This is a genomic window from Rossellomorea yichunensis, assembly GCF_032337515.1.
Classification (GTDB): domain Bacteria; phylum Bacillota; class Bacilli; order Bacillales; family Bacillaceae_B; genus Rossellomorea; species Rossellomorea yichunensis.
The window spans coordinates 457,294-480,666 of record NZ_JAVYAD010000003.1; the positions used below are offsets into that span (position 1 = coordinate 457,294).

A 23,373-nucleotide genomic window follows, 5' to 3' on the forward strand; every position below is an offset into this window, starting at 1 on the left:
ATGGACCTCCCTTTTTTCATTCAACTATGATCTCATCACTTATTAATGAGAGTGCTTCAACCTTTGGTAAAGTATCCAGTTTAGAAAGAAGGACATCTTTGTTATAGTTTACGATGAATCTTGACAATTTCTCTTGCTGCTTAGAGGGGGAGCTCTGATATGCGTCATCGATATTGTCTACGTCCCCACGCACAGCATTCACTGTAAGGTTTCCTTTTGAAAAGACACCTCCGTTAACATAAAATAATGAACCAACCCCATAAAGGGTAGCGTCGCTGTCAGTGTAGAAGAAAGCTTGTAACGGCTTGATACTTTCAACTGGATCCGGCAACAAATGGAATTCATTCTTTTCACTCTCCTGAGCATAATACTGAAATTCATTCATTCGTGTTAACAGTAACTCTCCTCTTGAGAGTAAAATTAATTTTCCAGTATTGTTAGTACCATCTTCATCTTCTTTACCGGTAATATTCAAGTTGGAAATGCTTGTTTTTCCCTTTGCGTAAATGACGGAATCAAATTTAATTTCATCATTCTCACCGGATGGATCATTGGCATCGCCCAGTATGGTTAAATTCCTGCCTGAAAATACATTCCCCGCTATAACCGAAGTGGAATTCTGTGATTGAAAAGAGATATTATCAAAACTAACTATATTCTCCTCCAGCTTTACGGGTGAATTTGCCTCTATTGATACTCTTCCTGCTGCAACGATATTATCAATGGTCATTTCCCCAATTAAATTAGAAATCGTCACATTACCAGTCGAAATAATATTCCCGACCTTCATTGGAGAACTTGAGATAATATTTACATCACCATCTACAAGCAGGTCCACCCCTGAACTCCGTAGCCCTCTAATAGTAATATTTCCACTCACTTTAACCTTCCCCTGTGAGTTTTCATTCAATATCCCACCTTCTACAAGAGCAGGAGAGAAGGAATTTGAAAGAAGAGCCGTTCTGATTGCGGTCATTAAATTTGTTTGGGTACCGTCATTTCTTATTGATAGATCAAGAGATTCTAATACTTTGCTAACCTCTTCTTCATACGTTTGATTAAATGAAATATCAGTAAATTGACTATCCTGTTTTACTTTGGGAGGTTCTATTAGCGGATAGAACTGATTTGAAGTTATCAAGCTTTTCATATGTTCATAATTCGCTTTATTATAGCTTGTATACAAGTCCCCGATAACGGAGGGAAATGGTGCCGGGAATGTTTTATCCTTTTTATTAGAAAGCTGGTAGTTTGCCTCTTCACTTATGCCTAAAGAGTTAGCATAGATGTTACCAACCAGATGTGGAGATCCGTTCAATCGAAGCTGTTCTCTTGAGCCTAGAGTATACTTGAGGAAGCTTGGGACGGGCGATAAAATGATCCTCTTTCTAACGGTCTTTTCGACTTTCCCTTGTTCAGAAGAAGGATTCTTTGTTTGAATCAGGATTTCATATACTCTCGTAAGGTTGGTACCAAGATAGTCCAGCTCAAAGGTTTTGAAATCAGGGATATTGGATTTGGTACAGGTGTCACCCAGCAGGTTTATTGCACTGGTCCCGCTCACATCAATGACTGTGACACATTTTATTCTATCAAGAGACTGATAGGATGGAAGAATGGAAGATTGAAAAAAATCTGCTACTTTTGTATTGATATTTGCTGGTGTCAATTTGCTCATTTCTAACTCTCTTGAGGGCTGCAATTGATAGACAAGCTTGGATGAAATTTCTTCAGCTGCCTTTAGCCCTTCATATGTAATGTCAATGTCGGTCTCTCTGACTTCGGTTCGTTTCGCTCCACCTATCGTCGAACTTATGATAGCCATACCGATTGTCACCATAACAAGAGATGTAATTAATACGGTAAGTAAGGCATTTCCTCTTTGATTGGTTAACAAGCTGTTTTCTCCCTTCTAAAATCCGAAGCTGCTCTCTAAATTAAGGGTTTTATCGAAATTGGGATGTGAAACTTTGTAAGATAATTGTATAATTGCTTCATTGCACGGTTTGGATGTGCAGGTAGAAGTGATAACGGACCCCGTAAAGTCAGATGGAGTAGTTATTATTTCCTCATCAAAGCTCCATTGTTTTTTCTCCCCGATTTGAACTAATTGCAGAATTTGTTCATCATTCACAATCTCTTCATCTTCTACCTGGTAGAAGGATTTACCTGAATAGGGCGCTACAGATAATGCACTGCTGTTTATAAACTTTACACAAGTAGTAGAGGCTGGCACGCACTCTTCAATTGTGTCGAAGGGGTATGAATATAGCTTCTTCATTACCATCGCAGAAACATAATCTGCGTCTTCTCTCAATTGAGCATCGATCGAAACTTTTTCATAAATCTTATAGCCGGTGATCATTGCACCGTATGTAACGGGTAACAGGATAGCAGATATGGATAGGGTAAGTAATAACTCAATAAGGGTAATGCCTCTATTATCGAATATCTTCGCTTTTAACTTTTCCATCAACTGTCGTACTGTATTCTCTATCATTGATATTCCACCTAACTTCGATTGTAATAGGAATATAGTAATCTGATTCATCAAGGTTCGTGACTTCCCCGGAATAAATTTCAGTCTCATATTCTAACCCGTTTATATTAATATTTTTCTTGTTCGGACAGGAATCAATCATTTCTGATTCAGTAGAGAAGTTAGGGAAGGTTTGGTATTCATCCCCGCAAATGAATAATTTTAAAAATTCATCTGTTGGATTTTCACTGCCTATATTCACTTCATAGAAAAAGTCCCTGACCTCAAGGAAGTCTTGTTTTTCCATGAACATCAAGACATTCCTGGCTACATTGATCCCGACTGTCTTCTTTTGATTGCCATTCGTATATGTACTGGATTGAAGGAAAAAATTCATGAAACTAAGAAGGACGATCCCCAGGATTGTAACCGAAACCAAAAGTTCAATTAAAGTGAAGCCTCTATTATTTCTATATATTTTTATTAGTTTCAACCCAACACCTGCTTTCAAAATACCTGACTTTATTATACAATATCTAGTAGTCGAAACTTGTAAAAAAAAGTCTGATTTATAAGAAATATATCATAGGGAGGAGATGAATGTAAGATGATATACCTATTTTCGTTGCTGGCACTCATTTTGTTGCTACCTATTTTATATTTTATACCGATAGGCATCAGTGTAAAAGGGAAACTACTCATTGCTGGTATTGCATTTGGGTTAACGCTCCTTGGACTAGTCGCATCGACCCAATATTCAATTTGGATGATCGGCATCATGTTAATGATTTTGTTAGGCCTTTCTTCTTATATGATTGAACAACGATTCAGTGGTCTTATAGTCCTGACTGCAGGCACTGAGATGGATTCAGGAGAAGAACCTGTGCAAATAGTCCATGATCATAAGGGATTAAAGGATCATTTACATAATAAAAAGGATGAATCACAAGTTGAGGATACTGTGGATTCCACTCAGGTTGAAGTTGATATGGCTCCAATTGAAATGGAAGATCTCTATGAAATTGAAGTGGACGTTGCAGAAGAAGAATCAGAAAATGATACCTCTATAGAACAAGATGAACCATTGCAAGCTTCGGAGATCAAAGAGATAATCCCTACTGTTGAAACAGAATCGATAAAGGTCGATGACGATGAAAGTGAATGGTTCATTGAGAATGCCAATGAATACGAAGATATTGGAAAAATGAATGAAACGGAAGAAGAAAATGAGTCTTCTGATATCGTTTTAAGTGAGATTGAGAGATTAATAAATGAACCTGACGAGACCATTGAGTATGAAAAGGAAGAAATGAAGGAAGCATTTGATGATGATTCGGAAGCTGTAGAAGACTTAGAGGGCTTACTTGCTTCAGAAGATGAATTGGAAGATGCTTTAGTTGATGATTTTGTAGAAGATGAGAAAGCTGAAATATCTGAGGGAACCCAGGATCGTATTGTTGAAGGTATCAGTGAAGAGGATCTTCACGTACATGCATTTCCTAAAAGGTCCAGGATCATGAGAGAGGTTATGAAGACCATGATTGAACAAATCACACTCTCGAAGAGTATATTATCCTCCCATCAGATGGAAAACATGATTAAGCATTACTTGCATCCAAGTTTACACGATCAAGACTACTATACATTTGCAAGAATATTAATGGATCATTACATTTCAACAGGGCAATATGAAGACTTACACATTTTTACTGAAAGGATTGCTGCTAAGAGATTCATAGAGTATCCGTACATTCAAATGGATATCGAACAAACAAATGAGTTTGCATGGAAAAAGTTAAACGAAATTAAAATGACAGAATAGGTGAGATGACATGAAAAAGAGTGCAGAAATGAAAGCTTTACCGATTATCAGTATATCCGATGGAAGTGAAATAGGGAGAGTCAAATCCCTTGTAATCAATCCGGAAAAGGGCTCGGTTGATTTTCTGACCATCGAGCATGAAGATTGGCAGGTCAGTGTGAAGGCGATCCCGTTCAAAAAGGTAGTCGGTATAGGCGAGTATGCCGTCACTGTCGAAAATGAGAATGCAGTGATCGACTTAAATGAAATCCCGATTGCAAACCAGCTGGTGAACAAAAAAATTAAAATCAACGATACCCGTGTGATGACCCGTAAAGGCCAAATGATCGGAAACATTCAAGAATTTTATGTGGATGATGAAACCGGGGCTATTGTTTCCTTAGAATTAAATGCCCAAGACAACACGTTTTTCCTTGGTACGGAACATGTACTGACATTTGGAAAAGATATCATTATTGTGAACGAAGACGCTGCAGAATATTTTAAAGGATCATTTGATCAACTTGTAAGCCATGAGCCTGTGTTCGAAGCAGAGACTGAAATTTTACCAACGCAACAACATGGCCTAGAGACAATTAAAACGAAACAGACTCAATTACTTACAGGAAAAAGTGTGATTGAAGATATATATAATTTAGAGGGTAATCTATTGATTGCTAAAGGTTCATCTCTAACGGAAGCCGATATTAAAGCTGCTCAGGACGCTGGTCCATCTGTTTTCGTTGATTTAACGATGAATATTAAGTAGGAGTCAGGAAGGAGCGCCTAGTGTGAAAAAAGGTCTATTTGGTAAGCTGATGACCGTTTTGTTCTTATCCACATTTTTTCTATATGGTTTTTCTCATTTAGGCGTCTTTGCTTATGAAACGTTCTTTGTTAAGTCACTCAATCTATCGAAACATGCAGCGGTTGCATCTATTAATCTGGGTGGAGCAAACAAAGAGGAAGCAATGAAGATACTGGATGAGAAAGTAGAGGAATGGAAGCTAAATCAAAACCTACTGCTGGATTTCAATGGAGAAAGTGCAAAAATCGATCCATCTCTCTTTCAATTTCATTTGGAAGAAAGCATAGAGAAACTTGTTGATGATGAAAGTACAAGTTTAATTGTGACGATGGATGAAAATGCATTCGATGCGTTTCTTTCAAATCAGTTCCCTGACTATAGGGGTGAAGACCTAAACCTTCCTTCTTTAATAGAGTATCTCCTCTCCTTGGCTGGTAGTCTTCATAAAGAAGAGAGCGTAAAGATATATGATTATGCAGCAAGCAATGAATCACCACAAGTAATTTTTGAGGCCGTGTCGAATGAATTAGAGGTTACACCAATGATCAAGAGCTTTATAGACAATTATCCCTCCATTCCCATTGCACCCAATTCGCAGTTTTCGTTTTCGGATTTTCTGGAAACAGAAGGATTTGTAGTCGAATCACAGGCTGATTTAAGTCCGGTTGCATCATTACTCTATCAAATCACCTTACATTCCAACTTTTCGATCATCGAACGAAATATAAGCAAGCTGCTTCCGGACTATGTGACACTAGGCTTTGAAGCGAAATTCAATCCGATGAATAACCAGGATTTTGTCATCACCAATCCTAATTCAACCGGTTATGAGCTGAAGCTTGCCATCCAAGAGAATAGAATCAAGGCTCAATTGCAGGGAATCCCTTTCCCAAACTCATATAATGTCCGTTTGTCTGAAAAAGAAACGTTTCCCCCAAGAGTCATTAAACAGTTTAGCCCTTTTGTTGAAAAAGGAAGCGTCGATATCCAACAAGAAGGGAAAGATGGGGTACTGATCCGGGTTTATAAGCAAAAATTGAGCTCTTCAGGTGAAATCCTTTCAGAAGAACTGATCAATGAAGATTTTTATGGACCACAGCATAAGATTGCGGTTTATCCGTTGCAGGAATTACAGGAAACCCCAAACGGAACATTTGATAATGTACCAACCGGGACGAATGGGGAAGAAGCGACGAATGAAGAATCGGGTGATGGGGAAAAAGATGAAACTTCCTCAATGGACGAGGAAGATAACGAGAGCAGTTCCACAGGGAAGGAAAGTGAAGGTACAGCCGATCAGGATTCTTCAAGTCCATCAGACGATGAAGTAAAACCAAAGAAAAAAGAGAGAAAATAAGTCGTAAAAGCGGGTGATAATGTGACCACGATTAGAAAGAGACTTGGAGACCTGCTCGTTGAAGCAGGAATCATATCCGAATCCCAGTTACAAGATACCCTGAAAGATAAAGCGAAAGGGCAGAAGTTGGGGGATGCCCTGCTTCAAAGGGGATATATTACAGAGCAGCAGTTGATTGAAGTATTGGAATTTCAATTGGGAATTCCCCATGTCAGCTTATACAGATACCCCTTTGAAACGAACTTATTCCACTTGATTCCTAAAGATTCGGCTAAGCGGAACCTGATGATCCCACTCAAAAAAGAGGGGGATAGGCTTTTCGTCGCGATGAGCGACCCGTTGGACTTTTACGCCATCGAGGATCTGCGTTTGGCCACAGGCTTTCAAATCGAGACAGCGATTGCGACCAAGGATGATATTTTGAAAGTCATCAATAAGTTTTATGACTTAGAGGATGGATTTGAAGACCTTTTCCAGGAGAATCGGGATCAAAATAGAGTAGAAGAAAATACGGTGGTGGATTCCGATTCACCCATCGTTCGATTAGTGAACGGAATCCTTTCAAATGCGGTGACCCAAAAAGCTAGCGATATACATATTGACCCCCAGGAAACCAAAGTCGTCATACGTTACCGGGTGGACGGCATTCTTAGAAACGAAAGAAATCTCCCGAAGCACATGCAAAGTATGCTGATTGCCAGGCTTAAAATCATGGCGAATCTCGACATAACCGAATTCAGGGTGCCTCAGGACGGACGAATCAAAGTGAATATCGACTTTCATCCAATCGATCTGCGTGTGTCGACTTTGCCGACGGTCTATGGAGAGAAAATAGTGTTGAGGATTCTGGATTTAGGTTCGAGTTTGAATGACCTGTCAAAACTGGGTTTCAACAAAGTAAATCAACAGAGGTTCATGAAGATGATCCAGCAGCCGACAGGGATTGTTCTCATCACGGGACCAACCGGTTCGGGGAAGTCTTCCACTTTATATGCAGCCTTGAATCATCTCAACAGTGAAGAAGTGAACATTATTACGATCGAGGATCCCGTTGAGTATCAGCTGGAGGGCATCAATCAGATCGGTGTGAATCAGAATGTCGGTTTGACCTTTGCCAAGGGGCTGCGTGCCATTTTGCGTCAGGATCCGAATATCATCATGGTCGGGGAAATTCGGGACAGGGAGACCGTTGAAGTCTCCATACGGGCTTCCTTAACTGGACATCTCGTGTTGAGCACCATCCATACCAATGACTCAATCAGTACGGTGACGAGACTACTGGATATGGGTGTAGAACCATTTTTAGTTGCTTCTTCACTGAGCGGGGTCGTGGCTCAACGCTTGATCAGGAAAGTTTGCCGTGATTGCAAACAAAAGATGGCGGCGACCAAACGGGAAATTGAGATATTCGCCAAAAGGGGAATGAAGATCGAGACCATTACGAGAGGGCAGGGTTGCTCTTCCTGTAATATGACAGGATACAAAGGCCGGATTGCCATTCATGAGGTCCTCGTCATGAATGATGACATGAAGAAGGTCATTCTGAACAACGAACCCTTCTCCAAGTTAAGGGAGCATGCCGTACGGAATAAAACCATCTTCTTAATCGATGACGGCTTGCTGAAAGTGAAGCAGGGCATGACCACGACCGAAGAAGTATTAAGAGTAGCGATTTCAGAGTAGGTGAATGAATTGAAAGAAAAAGTTGATTATCTTCTAAAGTCTGCTTTCGAGCTGGGCGCGTCCGATATCCATCTTACAGTCGGCTCACCTCCTATCTTCAGGATACATGGAGACCTTAAAAGGTTCGGTAAAGAAAATTTGCTGCCTGATAACACGGAAATGATGGCAAAGGCCATCATTTCTGAAACGATGTATCCTGCCTTTGAAGAAGTGGGTGAATTGGACTTTTCCTATGGAATCCCGGGCGTTTCAAGGTTCAGGGTGAATGCATTCAAACAACGATCATGCATATCTTTGGCCATACGTGTCATTCCGACTTCCATCCCTACAATGGAGGAATTATTTCTCCCCCATGCATTGAAGACGATTGCTGAAAAACCACAGGGTCTTTTCCTTGTTACCGGACCCACAGGGAGTGGAAAGTCGACCACGTTGGCATCCATCGTGGATTATATGAACCGGAAAATGAGGAAGCATATCATTACCCTGGAAGACCCCATCGAATACCTGCACAAGCACGGGGCATGCATCATCGATCAGCGGGAAGTGGGATTTGATACAAGGTCATTTTCAAAAGGCTTAAGAAGTGCCTTGAGACAGGATCCAGATATTATTCTCGTAGGGGAAATGAGGGACCTGGAGACGATACATACTGCCATAACGGCAGCGGAAACCGGACACCTTGTTCTGGCGACACTTCATACATCCAGTGCCCCGGCCACCATCGAGCGAATCGTAGACGTCTTCCCGCCGGAGCAGCAGTCACAAATCCGCGTTCAATTGGCATCGGTCCTTGTCGGGATCCTTTCACAGAGATTGTTTGCCACGGTAGATAAAAAAGGAAGAAGGGCCGCGACAGAGCTCCTGATGAATAATGCAGCAATCGGCAATTTGATCCGTTCAGAAAAGGTCCACCAAATTCAAAATGTCATGCAGACGTCCAAAACTTCAGGCATGCACATCATGAGCGACAGTGTGATGAAGCTTTATGAGAGTGGCATCATTTCAAAGGATATGGCGTTTCCTTATAGCAGAGAGGAGATTCCTCAATAGATGGGACGTTATAAGTACACAGGCAGGGACCAAAAAGGAAAGAAATCGGGCATCATCACGGCCACATCAAAGAAGGATGCCCTCATTCAGTTGAAGAAGCAGGAAGTAAGGGTCATTGAAATCCTGGAAATGCCTGAGACACTCATGACCAAAGACATAACGATCGGAAATCCGGTGAAGTTACAGCATCTTGTTATTTTTTTGCGACAGTTTGCGACCCTTCTTCAAGCTGGGGTTACAGTGGTTGATTCGACTCATATTCTGGCCGAGCAGACGGAGAGTAAGGCACTCGGCAAAGCACTTACGGAAATCGAAGATGAATTGCGGGACGGGAATCCGTTATCGGAAGCCTTCTCCCGTCACAAAAAGATTTTTGAACCTCTGATGATCAATATGCTGAAGGCAGGGGAAGCGTCAGGCAGCCTGGATGAAACATTGGAAGGGCTCGCCACTCATTATGAAAAGCAGCATATCACGAAACAGAAAATCATTTCGGCGTTAGCTTATCCTATGGTTGTCGGCGTTATTGCCATCGGTGTCGTCATATTCCTGCTGGCTGCCGTTGTGCCGACCTTCGTGAATATGCTGTCCGATTTCGGAGGCGAATTGCCAGCCATCACACAATTTGTTATTGCTTCAAGTGAATTCATGCAAAAGTTCTGGTACATCATCATTTTGTTTTTTGTATTCATTGCTATCACTCTGGCTATGTTAAGAAAAGACAAACGATCGAAGTATTATCTTGATTATGCCATCCTGAGAGTGCCGATTTTCGGGAAGATGCTGCAAAAAGCGGTACTCGCGAGAATGACACGGACACTTAGTTCATTATTTTCAAGCTCAGTCCCTATTTTGCAGGCATTAGCGATTGTTGAAAAGGTTGTGGAAAATGAAGTGGTGGCCCGTGTGATCGGCGAATCCCGCAGATCATTGGAGAAGGGGACGTCCCTAACAGACCCGATGAAGCGGCATTGGGCTTTTCCTCCATTGGTGACGCAAATGATCGCCATAGGAGAAGAGACAGGGTCCCTGGACTCGATGCTTGCGAAGGTCGCCGACTTCTATGAAAAAGAAGTGGAAAGTGCCACGGATCGTCTGAAATCATTGATTGAACCACTCATGATCGTCATGCTGGCAGGATTGGTCGGGACCATCGTCACTTCGATTCTCGTTCCGATGTTCGAAATCTTCAATAATGTTCAAAACTATTAGAAAATACCTATAATTTTACAAAAAATATGATTTTTTTGTCGGATGAGTGTTGTATACTAGTACTAGATTACTAGTTTTTAGTAAAAGATATATAAACAGGAGGAATTACCATGTTAAAGAAGATGGGTCAAAGACTGAAAAATGAGCGCGGATTGACGCTTATCGAATTACTTGCTGTTGTCGTTATTTTAGGAATTATCGCTGCGATTGCAATTCCTAGTATTGGTGGGTTGATTAATAACTCTCGTGCGGATGCCCATATTGCGAATGCTCAGCAGATGGTTAATGCTGCCAGATTAGCCATGACAGCAGAAGAAATTGCAGCTGGAGGTACTATTGATTTAGATACATTGGTTGATAATGGATATCTTGAGCAAGTTGATAACCCATCGGGCGGTGATTATGATGGAGAAGAATCATTGGTAACTATTGTTGCAGGTGGAGACCATACTGTTACCTTATCAAATGGTACGAATGTATATCTTCAAAATGCAAACCCAGATGAAATCACTCGAGAAGATGTAGATATGTAACATGGGTGTAATAGTATTCACCTACGGTCTCCTCCTAGGCTCCTTCTACAACGTAGTCGGCCTCCGGATACCGCTCAAAAAGTCAATCGTCAAACCAAGATCAGCCTGCCCGTACTGCCGGCACACGCTGACGGCCAAGGAACTGATACCAGTACTATCCTATATTATGCAAGGTGGAAAATGCGCTCAGTGTAAGGGGCGCATTTCTCCTCTTTATCCATTGATGGAAATAACTACCGGACTCTTATTCTTACTTTCTTATATTATGTTAGGCATACAGCCGGAGCTGGTTGTCGCTCTTACTCTCGTCTCCCTGTTCATGATCATCACGGTCAGTGACCTGAAATATATGGTCATTCCCGATAAAGTGCTGTTGTTTTTTTTAGTTTTATTTATCATAGAACGAATATTCATCCCGTTAAACCCGTGGTGGGACAGCGTTGCGGGCAGCGTTGCCGGCTTTTGCCTGCTTCTTCTGATTGCCATCATCAGCAAGGGAGGAATGGGCGGCGGTGATATCAAATTATTCGCTGTCATTGGTTTCGTCGTGGGGGTCAAGGTGATGCTTTTTTCCTTTTTCCTCGCTACCCTTTTTGGGGCGGTCGCTGGTATTACAGGCCTGATGCTTGGCTTTTACAAGAAAGGGCAACCCATTGCTTTCGGTCCATATATCGTAATAGGCACACTCGCAGCATACTTCTTTCACCAGCCAATCCTGCATTGGTATTTTTCTTTATATAGCTAAAGGGGTCATTCAAGATGTTATCACGTCTCTTCAATAAGAATAAAAATAAAATCAATATCGTCATCAGTGATCAATGGATTCGATTTGTAGAAATGAAATCTGTTTCTCCTTTACATATTCACCATTTTGGAGAGAAACGAATTGCTGACGGGATGATCTCAGATGGCAAAATCATTGAGAAAGAAGCTTTTCAAGCACTGTTGGAAGAGTGTGTCCTCGATTGGGGTATAAAGAAAAGGGAAGTTCAATTCATCGTTCCGAATACTCAGATGATCATCAGGAAGATGGAGATATCATCCGATATTGAGGACGATGAGGTGAAGAGCCACTTGTTCCTGGAAATCGGGACGAGTATACATCTGCCTTTTGAGAACCCGGTATTTGATGTGGTGGTTGTAGGAAATAAAGGAGACAAGAAAGAAATCATCCTGGTGGCGGCACCGGAGGATATTGTCATGGAATATCAGCAGCTATTGACTGATGCCCATTTAAAGCCGGTTGTGGCTGATATTAGTCCACTTGCCTTTTACCGATACGTACACTCTTTGGATTTAACTCGTAAAGAAGACCATGAAATGCTCCTCTATTTCAATCAGGCTAATGTGGCCGTGTCCATCTTCCATGATCATCAGCCTGTATTTTTCAGGCCGATTGGATTAGGTGAGGATCGGGAAGTGATGGATGAGAGGGTGTATCACAATGATTTCCAATCCCTTCAATTTGATGACGTGATGAAAGAAATCGACAAAGTCATCAGCTTTTACCGATATACACTTACAAATGATGAAGCAATGATTAATAAAGTATACGTAACCGGTGACCATCCCATGGTAGGGGATATCCAGACCCTTTTATCAGAACGGTTTGAAATCGACATTATCAAGGTGCCAACCGCTGCACGCGACGCCTACACCAATGAAGAACTATCGAGTGCGTTTTTACTCGCTATTGGTTTAGGGTTAAAAGAGGTGATATAGTGCTCGTCGATATCAATTTATTACCTCAAAATGAAAAAGGAAGCCGTCAGTGGGTGTATGTGGTTATCGGTGTGCTATCCGTCGGAATCCTTGCTCTTATGATTCTATTATTTCTTGCTGCGAATATCGGAAAAGATGTGGACGTCCTGACGACGGAATTACAGGGTACCAAGCAGCTCAGAGCGGAAAAAGAGCAAAGCATTTCTGATTTTGAATCATCGGATGCCTGGGTACAATTGGAGAGTGCTGTCAGCTGGGCGGAAAGCTACCCCATCGATACTGTGCCTGTCTTGAATCACCTGGTCGAATTACTGCCGGAGCGGGGTTTCGTGAAGGAATTTACATACGCGGAAGATGGGAGTATCCAACTCTCGATTCAATTTGATATAAGCAGTGAAGCTGCGTATTATTTAACGCATCTGAAGGGATCCAGGTACATTCAGGAAGCAACCTTATTGTCGCTGGCTACAGAAACCATCTCTGAAAATGATAGTTTAACAGCCGTTAATACGGAGACCATTTTACCAAGGTATATAGGTCAGTATGAAGTAACGTTAAATAGAACAGAGATAAAGGAAATGGAAACAGAGGAAACTTCCGAAGAGCAGGGAGGCGATTCGGAATGAATATACGATTCGAAAAAAGAGAATGGCTGCTGATCAGTACTTCGATTGTGATAGCAATAATCCTAATCCTCGGAGCAATATGGTTCTACTATCTACCCGTGAAAAATCAGAAGGAAAATCTACTGAATGAAATCAAAACGGAAAAGAAGCTGATTGAAGCATTGGATTCTAAGATTTCTTCCATTAAACAGGCTTCCTTTGAAAATTCGAGTTCACTGCAACAGAAGGTTCCAGTCAAGCCTCTCACTCAACAGCTGCTAATCGATTTTGAAAAAGCAGAAATCGTCTCGGACAGTTTTGTCACAAGCATTGAATTTACGGAAGGTGCTGTAGATCTTCCTGCAACTGAATCCTTGGGCGCAGGGGATGATGTTTCCCAAACGGATGTTGAAGTTACTGAAGAAGGCACTGAAGTGAATCCGGCATCTGATGTGGTCCTTCCACAAGGCCTTCAAAAACTGACAGCCACGATTTCTGTAGAAGCAAAGAGCTATTTTCATATAGAGGAGTTCATCAATAAATTAGAAGAGCTGCATCGTATCGTAGAGGTTGAACAGATTTCTTTCAGCGGACCGGCTGAATTACAGCAATACGAAGATGAAATCGAAAATATTCAATTGAATCTAGTCGTATCCGCCTTTTATTTACCTGGTTTAGTAGAACTAGAAACGGAGCTGCCAAAACTCGATGCACCTCCTCCGTCAAACAAAAAGAATCCTTTTCAGCAGTTCCCTGAACAAAAGTCAGAAGAACAAGATACCAATTAAAGGTCTGATGTAAATGCGAGAAAATGAAAAAGGATATACTCTAGTAGAATTACTGGCTGTGATTGTCATACTGGGAATCATTGCTGTCATTGCCACCTTAGCGATAAACAACCTGATTGAAGAATCCAAGAAACAGGCGTTTGTGGCAAACGCCCTTACGATGAAAAGTTCAGCGCAATACTATGCGAAGGATGCCATGCTTCAAGAGAAGGTAACGGGTAAGATTACGTATAAAGAGTTGATAGATGCTCAATTGATTGAACCGATATTGGATCCGCATTCTAAAACAGTCATGGCACCGGATGAATCCTCTTATGTTTTGGCTGATGGGGAGAGTGTGGTATCCATCTGTTTATGGGGGGAAGAGTATAATCTCTGTACAAATGTAGATGGAGATAAAGAAGAAATACCGTTTTCTACCCTTTCAGTTCAATCCCTGCAGAAAAACTAAAAAATTTGACGAAAACCTGTTAGGACAAGACGACAAAAGTCTTGTTCTTTTTTTTATTGGATGTGATAGCATGGAAAAAAATAGATGAAGGAGGGTGGCGATGATGAATAATAAAAGAGACGAAGATAAAAAGATATCTATTAAAATTAATGGTGAAAAAACAAATTTTAACGAAGATCTTCTTGTGTATGATTGGAAGTTGGGGGAGACTGAAGCAGCTGCCGGGGAAGAAGCGGAAGACAAAGGATTCGATTGGATCCTACCCGACGATGAGGAAGCTCAGCCTCCTAAGGAATACAAAAAAATCAATTATGTGACAGGGAACAAAAAGAAGCGCAAGTCGTTCAAAAATCCTTTTCAGGATTCTGTTAATCTTTTAATGTCGATAATTGGTGCGGTAGTGGTAGGAGCTGTGCTGGGGTTCGGCACGCTTAAAGTCATTACGACAACGGATGGTCCAGCGACGCCGGCGGCAACGTTGCAAGATACGACGGCAGAAGCAAATGCGGAAGGGAAGCAGTCCGTATCGGCAGTTGAATTACAGGATTTCTCAACGTCGATTCTTCAAGGCGGTGTGTTTTCAACAGAGGAATCTCTTAATGCCATGAAGGACAGCTTAGCAGGAAAAGGGTTGAGCAGCGCAAGTGTGGAAAAGGATGGACAATTCTTTCTTTTATTGGGTGTTTCGGGAGATCTTGAAACAGCCAAATCACTTGGGGCAGAATTGAAAGAACAAGGGGTGGACGTTTTTGCGAAAGATTTTGTATTTGGAGCTAAAGGAATAAATGCTTCAAAGGAAGAGAAATCCTTTTTGGAAAAGGGAAATGGGCTCTACAACACATTAGCTATGGAGAGCAGCAGTGGAATGATCGGTGGAACGCCTGACGAAAAAACGATTCAAACCATTCAATCTGGAGTGAAGGAACTGGAAGGAATCAAGGTGGGGCAAGATTCCATTGCCTCCATGAAAGAGTCCTTAGTCAATGCAGGGAATCTTGCGGCAGGGATGAAGACCCCGGATGATGCCCAAAAAGTTCAGGAAGAGTTATTATCCTACCTGCAACATTACAGTGGATTATAATTTCGACTGTATTAGACTATTTTCTAGGAAATAATATGATGTCTACAATAGGGCCTCTCTCATTTTGTCAGATTCAAGCTTACTGACCAAAGAGAGTTGGCTCTATTTTTACTTGTTTAAAAAGGCGGATTTTGGTAGTATAGTCATGTATCTCCCAATTTCTACTCTGAAAGGATTGGTATGGTGTGTCCAACCTCATACTCGCTTCACAATCTCCTCGTCGAAAAGAACTTCTGCAACAAATTCAACTTTCTTTTTCCGTTATCAGCTCTACAGTTGAGGAAACTTTTTCATCTGATTTAATGCCCCATGAAGTCGTCATGTATCTTGCCCGCAAAAAAGCGAAAGAAATCTCGAATCAATACCCCAGCCACTATGTAATCGGTTCAGACACTGTCGTAGCGAAGGATGACCGGATTCTTGGTAAACCGGAATCGAAAGAAGAAGCGAAAGAAATGCTATCAATGCTTTCAGGTTCTACTCATTCTGTCTACACGGGGGTTGCCATTCTGCATGGTGACGTGGAGGAACTCTTTTATGAAAAAACGGATGTAACGTTTTGGGAGTTGACTTCTAAAGAGATAGACGATTATATTGCATCTGAAGAGCCTTTTGATAAAGCCGGTTCATATGGTATTCAAGGAATCGGAGCGAAATTTGTCAAAGAAATTAAAGGCGATTATTTCTCCGTCGTTGGTTTACCCATCTCACGAGTGAATCGTGTATTACTTGAAATGGGCTATCTTCAACCATAATGACTCCCGAGCGTACAAAAAGGAGGAACCAATGGTTAAAACAATACCTCAGCAGGAAGAAAACAGGCTTATGATCCGGGATTTCCCTCAGGACGAAAGACCACGTGAAAGGCTGATTCAAAGCGGGGCGGCAAGCCTGTCGAATCAGGAGCTACTGGCTATCTTACTCCGGACCGGAACGAAATCCGAGTCTGTTCTGCAGCTGTCCAACCGGCTGCTCAACCACTTTGATGGATTAAATCTATTAAAGGATGCTTCCCTGGAAGAGATTACGAAAACGAAGGGAATCGGCCTTGCGAAGGCAGTTCAAATCATGGCCGCCGTCGAATTCGGTCGAAGAATCAGCAACTTGGCTTTTGATGACAGATATAGCATCCGTTCCCCCGAAGACGGAGCCAATTATGTCATGAACGATATGAGATTTTTGGCCCAGGAGCATTTTGTATGCCTATACCTCAACACAAAGAATCAAGTTCTCCACAAACAAACCATCTTTATTGGAAGTCTGAATGCTTCCATCGTCCACCCCCGGGAGGTCTTTAAAGAAGCCTTCAGACGATCCGCCGCATCGATCATTTGTATCCATAACCATCCCTCTGGTGATCCGACTCCAAGCAGAGAAGATATAGAAGTGACAAAAAGATTAGTGGAATGTGGTCGAATCATTGGTATTGATATACTCGATCATCTTATAATAGGGGAGAAGAAGTTTATCAGTTTAAAGGAAAAAGGGTATTTATGACACTATGATTTTTTTCCTGGTTGCGATATAATTAAGCTTATGATTTTTACAAACAATATGGTGATTCAATATAACGCAGTCTTTGAAAAAGAGAGTCATTCTTCAAGGGAATGAGTCTTTTCGTTATGCATGAACGAACAATTATTGTGACGAAAATTACGAGGATAGAGAGTGATTGGACGACTCTCCTGTGAAAGCACATATAAAACGTTAAAAACCAGCCAATTTGTATCAGAAAGGGAGATACCATTCATGTTTGGAACGAAAGATTTAGGGATTGATTTAGGAACAGCTAACACATTGGTGTACTTGAAAGGCAAAGGGATTGTCGTTCGCGAACCTTCTGTTGTCGCACTTCAAACAGATAACAAGCATATCGTTGCAGTCGGGAATGATGCTAAGAATATGATCGGTAGAACACCGGGAAATGTCGTGGCTCTTCGCCCGATGAAAGATGGGGTAATCGCTGACTACGAAACAACAGCCACGATGATGAAGTACTACATAAGACAAGCGACACGGAATAAAGGAGCTTTTTCCCGAAAACCTTACGTCATGGTCTGTGTACCTTCAGGAATTACCGGTGTTGAAGAAAGAGCGGTCATCGATGCGACAAGACAGGCGGGAGCAAGGGATGCTTATACGATTGAAGAGCCGTTTGCAGCTGCAATTGGAGCGAACCTGCCAGTATGGGAACCGACAGGAAGTATGGTCGTAGATATCGGTGGAGGAACGACGGAAGTAGCCATCATCTCTTTAGGAGGGATTGTGACAAGTCAGTCGATCCGTGTAGCCGGGGATGAGATGGATGATGCGATCATTAACTATATCCGCAAAACGTATAACCTGATGATCGGGGACCGTACAGCGGAAACGATCAAAATGGAAGTCGGTTCTGCCGGTGATTCTGAAGGAATTGAAGCAATGGAGATTCGCGGACGTGACCTTTTGACCGGTTTACCGAAAACGATCGAAGTAACCGCAGTTGAAATTGCATCTGCTCTTCATGATACCGTATACACGATTGTCGATGCTGTTAAGAGTACATTAGAGAAAACACCGCCAGAACTCGCGGCTGATATCATGGACAGAGGAATCGTGCTGACAGGTGGCGGGGCGCTTCTTCGTAATCTTGATAAAGTGATCAGCGATGAGACGAAAATGCCGGTCCTCATTGCAGAGGAACCTCTGGATTGTGTGGCAATCGGTACGGGGAAAGCCCTTGACCACATCCATCTATTTAAAAATCGGGGAAAATAAACATAATTAATGAATGGGGGGACGTTTCCTTAAGGATGCTTGGGTAGCCTTAAGGTCGGCCCCATCTTTTTTCGAACAACCATGAATATTTTGACGAATGATATCAAAAATAAACGATTTTTGATATAGTATTTACTAGAATGAGAAAAGGTTGAGGTGTACATCATGCCACAATTCTTCCTGAATAAACGTTTGATCATTCTGCTCGTCAGTGTCATAGTCCTTGTTGGATTAATCGGATTTTCTTTGCGGGAGCGAGATAGCATCAGCTGGCCTGAGCAGTTTGTAAAAGATATGGTAGGATTCGGACAGTCATTGGTTTCAAAACCTGTTAACTATGTAGCGGGAGTTGTTGAAAACGTTCAAGATCTTCAAAATACATACACAGAAAACGAAAAATTAAAAACACGTTTAGATGAATTAGTGAAGCTTGAAACAAAGGTGAAAGACCTGAAACAAGATAATAATGAATTAAGGGCGGTCCTTGAAAAGAAGGAAGACCTTCGTGCCTATAACACGATTCAAGCTACCGTCATTGCAAGGAATCCTGATCGCTGGCAAGAGCTCCTGACGATTGATAAAGGCGAAGTGAACGGGATTAAGTCAGACATGGCCGTGATTTCATCGGCTGGATTGATCGGAAAGATTAAAAGCGTAAATGAATTTTCATCTACTGTTGAATTAATTTCGACCAATAATACAAAAAACCGGATTTCCACTGTGATACAAGGGAAAGAACAAGACATCAACGGATGGATTGAAGGGTACGACAGCGATAAAAAAGAAATTTTGGTTAAACGGATTTCCAACGATATGAAAGTCGACAAAGGCTCTAAAGTGATGACATCAGGATTGGGAGGAGTATTTCCTAAGGGGCTGGTCATCGGGGAAGTGAAAGAAGTGAAACCGGATCAATACGGGTTGACTCAAACGGCATATGTAAAGCCTGCTGCTGATTTCTATCACTTGGAGCACGTCATGGTCATCGACCGTGACATCCAGGGTGTGACGGAACAGGAAGCGGATGCTGAGGAGGATGGCAATGATCAGTAGGCTCCTCCTCCCGTTTATGACCCTGCTTTTCTTTTACAGTGAGAGTTTATTTGTTCATCTTTTTCCAAATGAAGAGTGGTTTGATCAGAAAATCATTGTTCCGCATTTCCTGATTATCGTGCTGTTCTTTATTTGTGCGTTTTATCAATACCGCACTGCATTGCTTTACGGATTCATCTTTGGCTTTCTATTTGATATTTATTACACAGAAATCAATGGGATTTACTTAGTGCTCTTCCCATTTGTCATCTTTTTATCTCACCAGATGATGAGGGTATTACATAATAACCTCTTTGTATTGGGGATTATTTCACTTGTGAACCTTTCCGTATTGGAGTTTTTGGTGTATCAAATCAATTTAATTATCCAACGTACTGATTTGACTTTTATGCAGTTCGTGGACTGGCGTTTGTGGCCGACATTGGTCCTTAATATAGTGTTTTATTTAGTTGTGGCATTTCCACTCAGGAACTATCTTCTCCGAAAACGGAAAGAGTGGCTGGATGAATAAATTCTATTAGTAATTTTTTCATAAAAAGAGGAAATGGCACTGCTTATGTCGAATTTAATAGACGACTGAGGTGAAAAATTGCGCCATGAATAAAAAGCCAAATGTGATGATAAAAGGAACAAAAGAAGGATTGACCCTTCATCTCAATGATCAATGCTCCTTTCATGAGTTAAAGAAGGAATTGGACGATAAGCTGTCTGCACATTACCGGGAAACAGAAGGGACTCCACTGCTCACGGTCAATATCCAGACAGGGAATCGCTACCTGACGGATGAACAGGTAGAAGAGTTGAAAGAGATCGTAAGGCAAAAACGTAATTTAGTAGTGAATGAAGTATGGAGTAATGTGATTACAAAGAATGAAGCAGAGAAACTCATAGATGAACGAAATATAGAAACTTTAACCGGCGTGATCCGATCTGGACAAGTCGTGGAAGTGTCAGGGGACATCCTTATTGTCGGCGATGTCAATCCTGGCGGGAAAGTGCTGGCTGGAGGGAATATTTACATATTGGGTTCGTTGAAAGGAATTGCCCATGCAGGCCACAACGGAAACATGGAGGCTGTCATTGTCGCATCCAAAATGGTTCCGTCCCAGCTCCGGATAGGGGACTCCCTGAACAGGGCACCTGATTGGGTGGAAGAAGATGATGAGCACGAAATGGAATGTGCTTATGTCGATGATCAGGGACAAATTGTTGTGGATCGATTACAAGTTTTAAAGCATCTTAGACCAAATATTACTAGTTTTAAAGGAGGAAGCTAATGTGGGTGAAGCCATAGTTGTTACTTCAGGTAAAGGTGGAGTGGGAAAGACGACTACTTCTGCCAATGTTGGTACAGCATTAGCTCTACAAGGCAAAAAGGTTTGTTTAATTGATACAGATATCGGCCTCAGAAACCTCGATGTGGTGATGGGACTCGAAAACAGAATCATTTATGACTTAGTAGACGTTGTAGAGGGCCGCTGTAAAGTACATCAAGCTCTGGTAAAAGATAAGCGTTTCGAGGATAAACTATTTTTACTGCCAGCTGCACAAACAAGTGATAAATCCGCTGTTAACCCTGAGCAAATGAAGAAGCTAGTAGTAGATTTAAAGCAAGACTATGATTATATCATTATTGATTGTCCTGCGGGGATCGAGCAGGGGTATAAGAATGCTGTGGCAGGTGCCGATCGTGCGATTGTCGTCACGACACCGGAAATTTCAGCTGTACGTGATGCGGATCGAATCATCGGTTTGCTGGAGAAAGAGAATATTGAACCACCGAAGCTCGTCATTAACCGCATACGCAATCATATGATGAAAAATGGTGAAATGTTGGATGTGGATGAAATCACAGCCCATCTTTCCATCGACCTTCTTGGTATTGTTGCCGACGACGATAATGTGATCAAATCTTCCAATAAAGGTGAGCCCATCGCTCTGGATTCAACAAGCAAAGCCTCCATTTCCTACCGGAATATTGCCAGACGAATCCTTGGTGAATCGGTTCCGTTACAGTCTTTGGAAGATGAACGGACAGGAGTCTTTTCAAGAATTAAAAAATTATTCGGTGTAAAAGCATAAGAATCAATTCAGTCCCGGTAAAGCGCTTCGAGCGTTTTACCGGGACTTTTTTATTTTCCCCATGAATATTCTTTCAGGACAAGTCATACATTGTAGCAAATCATGTGTAATCGAATGGAGCTCTTTTTAATATGGATCTAACAACCCTTGTCCCTCATCATGACCAGAACCATTTAGTATAGAATCACTCTTGAACGGAGTGGCTCAGACGTTTATGAAACAATACCTTATAAAAAGGAATGGTGTACATGGGGAATCGTGCGGATGAAATACGTAAGAGGATAGCGAAACGAAAGAAAACGAATCCAGGCGAGAACTCTTCATACTTTCTCCCATCGGACGAGGAGCGCTATGGAATGGAACGGCAGACAAGCTTTGAAGGGGGACCGCCACCTGAGGGTATGCATCCATTATTTAAAAAGGAAACCTTTATGCTGAAAATACTTGGAGCGGGAATCATGGTATTAGTGACGGCGATTATGTTTAAGAGTCCTTCACCTGTATTCAATGAAGCGAAATCCGTGGTCACGAAAACCATGGATACAGAATTCCAGTTTGCCGCCATTTCCACGTGGTATGAGGACCAATTCGGAAAACCATTAGCGTTATTACCGACAAGTAATACCAAGAAAGAATCAACTAGTGCGCAAAGTGCGGAATATGCCGTACCTGCGTCGGGGAAGGTCGTTGAAAATTTTAAAACCAATGGACAAGGCATTATGCTTGAAACGGGCCTAGGTGAAGATGTAGCGGCAATGAAGGGGGGCTTGATTATATTTGCAGGCAAGAAAGAGGAGCTTGGGAACACAGTCGTCATTCAACATGCAGACAAATCAGAATCCTGGTATGGTCACCTCGAATCGATTGATGTGAAACAGTATGAATCGATCGAGAAGGGATCACTTGTAGGCAAGGTTTCCACCAGCAGCCAGAACGATGTGACAGGAGAGTTTTATTTCGCGATAAAAATGGGTGATGAATTTATCGACCCGATACAGGTGATGTCATTTGACTAATATATTTTCACTTTTGAAAAAATTTTATGTTCACCCTTTGCTATGGCTCGTCATTGCCATTGCGATTATGACGGCTCACTTTTTTGAACTGATACTGCTTCTCTTCATCATTACGATTCATGAATTGGGACATGGACTGATGGCCCATTCTTTTTCCTGGAGAGTAAAGAAAATCGCCCTGCTGCCTTTTGGTGGGGTTGCGGAGATGGATGAGCATGGAAACCGTTCTTTGCGGGAGGAGTTCTGGGTGGTGGCTGCGGGTCCCTTGCAGCACATATGGCTCATAGCTTCAGGTTGGGGGCTTATGGAGACCGGCGTGATCAGCCCGGATTCATTTTCGCTTTTTTTTCAGTTGAATATGATGGTGCTGCTGTTTAATCTTCTGCCCATTTGGCCGTTGGATGGAGGGAAGCTGGTTTCCTTGCTGTTGGCAACGAAGCTTAATTATTTGAGAGCATATGAATACACGCTTCTCTTTTCTTTTGGTTTACTATTGCTGTTTCACCTGGTTGTACTCATCATCGCTCCCCTTCATCTGAATCTGTGGATCGTTCTATCGTTCCTGTACTTTTCATTATGGGTGGACTGGAAACAGAGGCGGTATGCGTTTATGAAGTTTTTGTTAGAACGGTATTATGGGAAGAGTCATCAATTTATGGAACTGCGGCCACTTCCCATTGAAAGTGAAGATTCCATCATTACAGTAGTGGAGAAGTTTCAACGGGGGGTAAAGCATCCCCTCGTTGTCTTCGAAAAAGGAATTGAAGTAGGGAAGCTGGATGAAAATGAGCTCCTGCACGCCTTTTTTGCAGAAAAAATGACCTCGGCCAAAACGAAGGATCTCCTCTACCTTTATTGACGAATGAACACGAACTGTATAAAGTAAGGACAT

General features: G+C 41.9%; 25 protein-coding genes. 22 read left to right on the plus strand and 3 right to left on the minus strand.

All coding sequences use genetic code 11. The features are described 5' to 3' along the window. Window positions 1-16 precede the first annotated feature (16 nt). The 3 genes from RSX31_RS10100 to RSX31_RS10110 are packed head-to-tail and all read right to left on the minus strand — an operon-like array spanning window position 17 to window position 2,972. Window positions 17-1,897: a polymer-forming cytoskeletal protein gene (locus RSX31_RS10100; RefSeq protein ID WP_315634449.1), complete on the minus strand. Its 1,881-nt coding sequence runs from the start codon at window positions 1,895-1,897 to the stop codon at window positions 17-19. Between the two features lie 15 nt (window positions 1,898-1,912). Continuing rightward, on the minus strand, window positions 1,913-2,500 hold the full coding sequence (locus tag RSX31_RS10105; protein ID WP_315634450.1) for a prepilin-type N-terminal cleavage/methylation domain-containing protein: 588 nt from the start codon (window positions 2,498-2,500) through the stop codon (window positions 1,913-1,915). Next, window positions 2,442-2,972 (minus strand): type IV pilus modification PilV family protein, encoded by a 531-nt coding sequence (locus tag RSX31_RS10110; protein ID WP_315634451.1) that lies wholly within the window; start codon window positions 2,970-2,972, stop codon window positions 2,442-2,444. The genes RSX31_RS10105 and RSX31_RS10110 overlap by 59 nt, the downstream gene beginning before the upstream one ends. 114 nt (window positions 2,973-3,086) lie before the next feature. Between RSX31_RS10110 and RSX31_RS10115 the strand changes: the two genes are divergently transcribed. The 22 genes from RSX31_RS10115 (at window position 3,087) to RSX31_RS10220 (ending at window position 23,340) form a co-directional block, all read left to right on the plus strand. Then, entirely contained in the window at window positions 3,087-4,301 is a 1,215-nt protein-coding gene (locus RSX31_RS10115; RefSeq protein ID WP_315634452.1) for a hypothetical protein, read from the plus strand. 10 nt (window positions 4,302-4,311) lie between these two features. Continuing rightward, entirely contained in the window at window positions 4,312-5,049 is a 738-nt protein-coding gene (locus RSX31_RS10120; protein ID WP_148995839.1) for a PRC-barrel domain-containing protein, read from the plus strand. A gap of 22 nt (window positions 5,050-5,071) precedes the next feature. Next, window positions 5,072-6,445 carry a VanW family protein gene (locus tag RSX31_RS10125; RefSeq protein WP_315634453.1) on the plus strand — a complete coding sequence of 458 codons (1,374 nt, stop codon included), beginning with the start codon at window positions 5,072-5,074 and terminating at the stop codon, window positions 6,443-6,445. Between the two features lie 21 nt (window positions 6,446-6,466). After that, the gene (locus RSX31_RS10130; RefSeq protein WP_315634454.1) at window positions 6,467-8,128 is read left to right on the plus strand and encodes a GspE/PulE family protein; all 1,662 of its coding nucleotides are present in this window, start codon (window positions 6,467-6,469) and stop codon (window positions 8,126-8,128) included. A 9-nt stretch (window positions 8,129-8,137) separates the two neighbouring features. After that, window positions 8,138-9,181 (plus strand): type IV pilus twitching motility protein PilT, encoded by a 1,044-nt coding sequence (locus RSX31_RS10135; RefSeq protein ID WP_315634455.1) that lies wholly within the window; start codon window positions 8,138-8,140, stop codon window positions 9,179-9,181. Next, entirely contained in the window at window positions 9,182-10,393 is a 1,212-nt protein-coding gene (locus tag RSX31_RS10140) for a type II secretion system F family protein (RefSeq protein ID WP_315634456.1), read from the plus strand. 110 nt (window positions 10,394-10,503) lie between these two features. Continuing rightward, the gene (locus tag RSX31_RS10145; RefSeq protein ID WP_315634457.1) at window positions 10,504-10,926 is read left to right on the plus strand and encodes a type II secretion system protein; all 423 of its coding nucleotides are present in this window, start codon (window positions 10,504-10,506) and stop codon (window positions 10,924-10,926) included. Between the two features lies 1 nt (window position 10,927). Next, window positions 10,928-11,671, plus strand: a complete 744-nt coding sequence (locus tag RSX31_RS10150; RefSeq protein ID WP_315634458.1) for a prepilin peptidase — start codon at window positions 10,928-10,930, stop codon at window positions 11,669-11,671. A 14-nt stretch (window positions 11,672-11,685) separates the two neighbouring features. After that, window positions 11,686-12,648 (plus strand): type IV pilus biogenesis protein PilM, encoded by a 963-nt coding sequence (gene pilM / locus RSX31_RS10155; RefSeq protein WP_315634459.1) that lies wholly within the window; start codon window positions 11,686-11,688, stop codon window positions 12,646-12,648. Next, a complete protein-coding gene (locus tag RSX31_RS10160) occupies window positions 12,648-13,274 on the plus strand; it encodes a hypothetical protein (protein ID WP_315634460.1) in 627 nt (208 codons plus the stop codon). Before pilM ends, RSX31_RS10160 begins: the two co-directional genes overlap by 1 nt. Further along, window positions 13,271-14,041: a hypothetical protein gene (locus tag RSX31_RS10165; RefSeq protein WP_315634461.1), complete on the plus strand. Its 771-nt coding sequence runs from the start codon at window positions 13,271-13,273 to the stop codon at window positions 14,039-14,041. Before RSX31_RS10160 ends, RSX31_RS10165 begins: the two co-directional genes overlap by 4 nt. Before the next feature lie 13 nt (window positions 14,042-14,054). After that, the gene (locus RSX31_RS10170; RefSeq protein ID WP_315634462.1) at window positions 14,055-14,492 is read left to right on the plus strand and encodes a type II secretion system protein; all 438 of its coding nucleotides are present in this window, start codon (window positions 14,055-14,057) and stop codon (window positions 14,490-14,492) included. 103 nt (window positions 14,493-14,595) lie between these two features. Then, complete coding sequence (locus RSX31_RS10175; RefSeq protein WP_315634463.1) at window positions 14,596-15,573, plus strand: SPOR domain-containing protein; 978 nt, start codon at window positions 14,596-14,598, stop codon at window positions 15,571-15,573. A 185-nt stretch (window positions 15,574-15,758) separates the two neighbouring features. Then, on the plus strand, window positions 15,759-16,328 hold the full coding sequence (locus RSX31_RS10180) for a Maf family protein (protein WP_282138769.1): 570 nt from the start codon (window positions 15,759-15,761) through the stop codon (window positions 16,326-16,328). A gap of 31 nt (window positions 16,329-16,359) precedes the next feature. Continuing rightward, the gene (gene radC, locus RSX31_RS10185) at window positions 16,360-17,070 is read left to right on the plus strand and encodes a RadC family protein (RefSeq protein ID WP_148969818.1); all 711 of its coding nucleotides are present in this window, start codon (window positions 16,360-16,362) and stop codon (window positions 17,068-17,070) included. 252 nt (window positions 17,071-17,322) lie between these two features. After that, entirely contained in the window at window positions 17,323-18,330 is a 1,008-nt protein-coding gene (locus tag RSX31_RS10190; protein ID WP_148969817.1) for a rod shape-determining protein, read from the plus strand. A gap of 165 nt (window positions 18,331-18,495) precedes the next feature. Beyond that, window positions 18,496-19,383, plus strand: a complete 888-nt coding sequence (mreC, locus tag RSX31_RS10195; protein WP_148969816.1) for a rod shape-determining protein MreC — start codon at window positions 18,496-18,498, stop codon at window positions 19,381-19,383. Beyond that, a complete protein-coding gene (gene mreD / locus RSX31_RS10200; RefSeq protein ID WP_187443294.1) occupies window positions 19,373-19,894 on the plus strand; it encodes a rod shape-determining protein MreD in 522 nt (173 codons plus the stop codon). The genes mreC and mreD overlap by 11 nt, the downstream gene beginning before the upstream one ends. Before the next feature lie 85 nt (window positions 19,895-19,979). Beyond that, the gene (minC, locus tag RSX31_RS10205; protein WP_315634464.1) at window positions 19,980-20,660 is read left to right on the plus strand and encodes a septum site-determining protein MinC; all 681 of its coding nucleotides are present in this window, start codon (window positions 19,980-19,982) and stop codon (window positions 20,658-20,660) included. Between the two features lies 1 nt (window position 20,661). Beyond that, a complete protein-coding gene (minD, locus tag RSX31_RS10210; RefSeq protein ID WP_148969813.1) occupies window positions 20,662-21,465 on the plus strand; it encodes a septum site-determining protein MinD in 804 nt (267 codons plus the stop codon). Between the two features lie 248 nt (window positions 21,466-21,713). Beyond that, entirely contained in the window at window positions 21,714-22,481 is a 768-nt protein-coding gene (locus RSX31_RS10215) for a M23 family metallopeptidase (RefSeq protein WP_148969812.1), read from the plus strand. Next, the gene (locus RSX31_RS10220; protein WP_187443293.1) at window positions 22,474-23,340 is read left to right on the plus strand and encodes a M50 family metallopeptidase; all 867 of its coding nucleotides are present in this window, start codon (window positions 22,474-22,476) and stop codon (window positions 23,338-23,340) included. The genes RSX31_RS10215 and RSX31_RS10220 overlap by 8 nt, the downstream gene beginning before the upstream one ends. The last annotated feature ends 33 nt before the right edge of the window (window positions 23,341-23,373 follow it).

Excerpts from the sequence above, each read along its gene's own strand:
- RSX31_RS10105 (WP_315634450.1), bottom strand. The coding sequence starts at position 2,500 with ATGATAGAGAATACAGTACGACAGTTGATGGAAAAGTTAAAAGCGAAG.
- RSX31_RS10115 (WP_315634452.1), top strand. The coding sequence starts at position 3,087 with ATGATATACCTATTTTCGTTGCTGGCACTCATTTTGTTGCTACCTATT.
- RSX31_RS10120 (WP_148995839.1), top strand. The coding sequence starts at position 4,312 with ATGAAAAAGAGTGCAGAAATGAAAGCTTTACCGATTATCAGTATATCC.
- RSX31_RS10140 (WP_315634456.1), top strand. The coding sequence starts at position 9,182 with ATGGGACGTTATAAGTACACAGGCAGGGACCAAAAAGGAAAGAAATCG.
- RSX31_RS10145 (WP_315634457.1), top strand. The coding sequence starts at position 10,504 with ATGTTAAAGAAGATGGGTCAAAGACTGAAAAATGAGCGCGGATTGACG.
- RSX31_RS10150 (WP_315634458.1), top strand. The coding sequence starts at position 10,928 with ATGGGTGTAATAGTATTCACCTACGGTCTCCTCCTAGGCTCCTTCTAC.
- pilM (WP_315634459.1), top strand. The coding sequence starts at position 11,686 with ATGTTATCACGTCTCTTCAATAAGAATAAAAATAAAATCAATATCGTC.
- RSX31_RS10165 (WP_315634461.1), top strand. The coding sequence starts at position 13,271 with ATGAATATACGATTCGAAAAAAGAGAATGGCTGCTGATCAGTACTTCG.
- RSX31_RS10170 (WP_315634462.1), top strand. The coding sequence starts at position 14,055 with ATGCGAGAAAATGAAAAAGGATATACTCTAGTAGAATTACTGGCTGTG.
- RSX31_RS10175 (WP_315634463.1), top strand. The coding sequence starts at position 14,596 with ATGAATAATAAAAGAGACGAAGATAAAAAGATATCTATTAAAATTAAT.
- radC (WP_148969818.1), top strand. The coding sequence starts at position 16,360 with ATGGTTAAAACAATACCTCAGCAGGAAGAAAACAGGCTTATGATCCGG.
- RSX31_RS10190 (WP_148969817.1), top strand. The coding sequence starts at position 17,323 with ATGTTTGGAACGAAAGATTTAGGGATTGATTTAGGAACAGCTAACACA.
- mreC (WP_148969816.1), top strand. The coding sequence starts at position 18,496 with ATGCCACAATTCTTCCTGAATAAACGTTTGATCATTCTGCTCGTCAGT.
- mreD (WP_187443294.1), top strand. The coding sequence starts at position 19,373 with ATGATCAGTAGGCTCCTCCTCCCGTTTATGACCCTGCTTTTCTTTTAC.
- minC (WP_315634464.1), top strand. The coding sequence starts at position 19,980 with ATGAATAAAAAGCCAAATGTGATGATAAAAGGAACAAAAGAAGGATTG.
- RSX31_RS10215 (WP_148969812.1), top strand. The coding sequence starts at position 21,714 with ATGGGGAATCGTGCGGATGAAATACGTAAGAGGATAGCGAAACGAAAG.